3 protein-coding genes are annotated in these 4,455 nt (G+C 46.2%); all 3 read right to left on the bottom strand.

Going from position 1 to position 4,455, the window contains the following annotated elements; translation table 11 throughout:
• Window positions 1–499: 499 nt before the first annotated feature.
• Entirely contained in the window at window positions 500–2,080 is a 1,581-nt protein-coding gene (locus QZ735_RS09450) for an ATP-dependent DNA ligase (protein WP_294247352.1), read from the bottom strand.
• A gap of 199 nt (window positions 2,081–2,279) precedes the next feature.
• On the bottom strand, window positions 2,280–3,329 hold the full coding sequence (locus QZ735_RS09445) for a ligase-associated DNA damage response exonuclease (protein ID WP_294247350.1): 1,050 nt from the start codon (window positions 3,327–3,329) through the stop codon (window positions 2,280–2,282).
• Between the two features lie 365 nt (window positions 3,330–3,694).
• Window positions 3,695–4,455 (bottom strand): PLP-dependent aminotransferase family protein (locus QZ735_RS09440; protein ID WP_294247349.1); only part of this gene is annotated, 761 nt, incomplete at its 5' end.

Raw genomic sequence — 4,455 nt, 5'->3', positions numbered from 1 at the left:
CTTCAAATGCTGCCAAATTATTATGTTTTAGTTCAGAAGATGCCGGAAAACCGGACGGGCTCAACAAAGAAATCCAGTCCCGGAAATAACCGTAATCATTTTGATTGTATCAATTTTTTAACCAAATCAGCTTTCCTGCTGAAGTTTGTGTACATTAGGAAGCTTTAAATATTCCGGCCTTTGAAACCCCTGTAAAAACTCAAAACAAAAACATCGGTTCTATAAGATATTCTGGAAGTTGTGCAGGTACTATATCCGGAGGCAGATTAACATAAATGACGGAAAGCATCCGTACACGATAACATCCTTATAAGAAAAGAAATGGCTGAAGACGGCAGCTTAGCAATGGTCTGATCTTCCTACGAAACACGCTTTCAGTCCGGAGAATCAGATGGAATACCGGATAAGATAGTCTCATTCAAAAAAGATTTTGTTTTCTTTACTTTTCATACAGAAAATCCCGCCGGCTACCGTCTTTCGGCAGGTGAGAATCGCTTATTTATTGGATCAGCTTCTTAATCTCTTCGAGATCATCGATATCATTTACCGTTTTGTCTCTCCGCCATCTCAGGATCCTGGGAAAACGCAAGGCCACACCGCTTTTGTGCCTGCTGCTGAAACCGATGCCTTCGAAGGCAATTTCAAATACCAGCTCGGCCTTTACAGTACGTACAGGCCCGAATTTTTCTATAGCGTTCTTATTCACAAACCGGCTCACTTCCATGATTTCCTTGTCGGTAAGACCGGAATAGGCTTTGGCAATGGTAACCAGTGAATCTCCGTTTTTCACGGCAAAGGTATAATCGGTATAATATGCGCTCCGGCGACCGCTTCCTTTCTGGGCATAAATCATGACCGCATCTATAGTCAGAGGATTGATTTTCCATTTCCACCAGTCGCCTTTCTTACGGCCGGCATGATAAGGCGAATTTTTCTGTTTCAACATCAGCCCTTCACTGTTAATTTCCCTGGATTTTTCCCGTACCTGGTTCAGTTCCGGCCAGTTTTTAAAGTCTATGGCCTCAGAGATTTTTATATTTCCCGGCCTTTCATTCAGCAGCAGTTCCTCCAGCATGGCACGACGGGAAGCAATGGGTTTGTCACGCAGGTCGGTATTTTCCAGTTCCAGCAGGTCGTAGGCAAATACCTCAATCGGGATTTCGGTAAGCATCTTTTTGGTCAGTGTTTTCCGGTTAAGCCTCTTTTGCAGTTCATTGAAATTAAGGACACGGTCATCCCGGACCGCGAGGATTTCCCCGTCTATTACAAAATTCCCGGACATTTCCAGTACGGCATCCCGGATCTCAGGAAACTGCTCGGTAATCAGTTCTTCGCCACGGGACCAGATGAAAACTTCGCCGTTCCTTCTGATGATCTGTCCCCGGATGCCGTCCCATTTGTATTCTGCCAGCCATTCTTCCGGTTCGCCTAAATCATGGAGCTCCTTTTCAAGCGGATAAGCAAGGCAGAAAGGATAAGGTTTTGAGTTGTCCGGATTGATGTTTTCAGCCGAAATGAGTTCGTTGAAGGATACTTCATCCGGCATCCATTTCCCCATCAGGCTGTGGGTAAGGGTGCTGGATTCCTGTTCTGAGAACTTGGTCAGTGCATTGATCAGCGTTTTGTCGGAAACCCCGATCCTGAAACTTCCGCCTAAAAGTTTATTGAAGATCAGCCGCTCGGTATAGTCCAGTCCGTTCCACGACTGCAGGACAAATTCTTTTTTTTCCTGGTCGGTTTTGCTTTTCATGCCAATGATATCCTCCATCCACTGGGTCAGTGTACGTTCTATTTTTTCTTCCGGCGGCGGAAGCACCAGTGAAATGGTTTCCCCGAGATCGCCCACCGAAGAATAACTTTCCTGGAACAGCCAGAAAGGCAGGCCGGTAATTTCCAGTGCCCATTCTTTCAGATAATTGGTATTGACGTTCCTTTTCGGTCTTTTACCGGTAAACAGGGCAATAAACCACACCTTATCATCATCCGGAGCACGCTCCAGGTAATCGATGATGGCATCTATCTTGGCATTGGTCTTATTGGTGCTTTCCAGGGCATTGATCAGTTCGGCAAAATGTTTCATAAAATATCGGGATCTCATGTTCCGGCTTTCTATGTTCCGGAGGGATTGTTTATTTTTTTTATTTGGGCAGCTGGGGACCGTCTTCCACTCCCGCTTTTTTGCGGTTGCAGATTACCGGAGATACCAGAAAGGGGTACTAGACTTCTGCAACAGCAAAAAGAGCTCCGTTCAAGCCGGGCTGCGGGACCGGGCCTGTATTTCAGCGCTCCGCCTTTGTTTTATCAGTGGAATCGCTTTCGTTGCCTGTTCCGGCTTCAGGAACTTCATCGTCATCATCACCATAGAGTGTTTCCACCACATCCGATCTGATGCCGAGCTCATTCAGGTATTTTGAAAAAACTTCGGTCTGGCCATGGGTAACATGTACGATTTCAGCTTCCGTGGCAATAATGGCCTGCAGCAATCCGCCCCAGTCGGCATGGTCGCTCATCGGGAATCCTGCATCCGCGCTCCGCCATCTTCTGGCCCCGCGTACCTGCATCCATCCCGAACAGATGGCCGTGGCCGGATTGGGAATCTTCTTGATGACATTGCTGTCCAGCAAGGCCGGCGGAACAATGACGATATCGTCCTGTAAATGCTTTACGCTTTCCCTGAAATCCGGGACTTCATATTCAGGCAGTGTAATTCCCACATTCTCGAAAGCTTCGTTCAGCTTCCCGATCGAGTAGTGGACATGTATTTTTCCCAGGCCTTCCACCGCTTTCATGATGCGTTGAGCTTTCCCTAATGAGTAGCCTATGAAGACAGAGGTTTTCTGATTTTCTTTATTTTTCAGTACCCAATTCTGCATTCTTCTGTTGAGATCATCCACTTCCAGCCAGTTGTAAATCGGGAGTCCGAAAGTACTTTCAGTAACAAACTCATTGCACCGTACCAGCTCAAAAGGGGTGGATAGCCCGTCATTCTGAACCTTGTAGTCTCCTGAAACCACACTGACGTAGCCTTTATATTCCAGCCTGATCTGGGCAGATCCTATGATGTGGCCGGCAGGGTGGAAAGAGACTTTCACCCCGTTCATATTAATGATTTCCCCATATTCCACGCTCTGACATTCAATGTCTTCACTAATTCTTTTATGCAGGATAGGCTTGGTAAAATGATGGCAGAGATACCGCTTCATTCCCCAGCGGGCATGGTCTGCATGGCCATGGGTAATAACGGCAAGATCAACCGGCCTCCAGGGATCGATATAGAATTTTCCCTGAGGACAATAAATGCCTTTGTTGGTAAATGTAATTAATTTCAAGGTGACAGGTTTGCTGTTACCATTCAAAAACCTAACCAATGCTATGGAATTCAGGAAGAATTTAAAATCGTGCCTGTTAATCCCGAAGCAGGATGGATAGATCAGATGATATCCATTGATTTTTGATGATCCTGAGGGTATTGTGATCAGTCCGGCCTAATTGACAGCGCGCTCCATAATTTTTACGGTCATTAATCCCGATATTAACTCTTTCATTTTTTTATCCTGGTCTTGACTTGCATCCCAACATCAAAAACCGGTGGTCCGAAGGAGACAGGTTCTTTTGAATTTTAAAAAAATCAATTGGGATTTAGCATATAAGGTATTAAAATGCTTTACGATGTAAATACCTGCGATTCCTGCTTTTATTCGAAAATTGTTTTTACCGTTTTTGCAAAAATACCAACTGAATTTTCCATTTCGTCCCGGTTCAGGTTTCCGAAGCCCAACCGCATGGCTGCGAGGTCCCGGTTCTGATAAAGTAGGGTTCTGGGTATGAAAAGATCATTGTCAGAACATTCACGGCAAAGCTTCATCAGATTGATTTCCATATTCCATTCCATCCAGACTGCAAGTCCACCGGAAGGTTTTTGAAACCGTATCCTGTTTCCCAGATGCGCATCCAGCAAAAGGCAGAAGTCATCCCTGCGTTCGCGGTATACTTTCAGTGATTTTTTAAGATAGCGGCTGATCTCACCTTCTGCAATCATTTCCCCCAGCACATGTTCCATCAGGATATCGCCCTGCCGGTCTATGATGCCCAGGTATTTTCTCATTTCATCCATCAGGTTTTCCGGTGCCACCACGAATCCGGTCCTGAAACCCGGCGCCAGGGATTTTCCAAACGATCCTATGTAAATAACCATTCCATTGGTATCTGCACTGGCCAGCGGCAGGATAGGGCTCCGGTCATAATGGAAATCATAATCGTAATCGTCCTCCAGGATAATGAACTCGAATTCCTCTGCCAACTGCAGAAGCTGCAGCCGGCGCTGGGCACTCAGGGTGACGGTAGTGGGATAGTGATGATGGGGAGTAAGATAAAGCATCCGGATTTTCCGCCTTGTACAGATGGCACGGAGGTCATCCACGAGGATGCCGTCCTGATCTACCGGAACCGTAAGGG

The sequence above is a fragment of the uncultured Chryseobacterium sp. genome (assembly GCF_913776365.1).
Taxonomy (GTDB): Bacteria; Bacteroidota; Bacteroidia; order Flavobacteriales; family Weeksellaceae; genus Chryseobacterium.
Note: the sequence above shows the minus strand (reverse complement) of the source record. Positions and strands in the feature narration are given on the sequence as shown.

Coding starts and splice junctions, on each gene's coding strand:
- QZ735_RS09450 (WP_294247352.1), bottom strand. CDS start 2,080: ATGAAACATTTTGCCGAACTGATCAATGCCCTGGAAAGCACCAATAAG.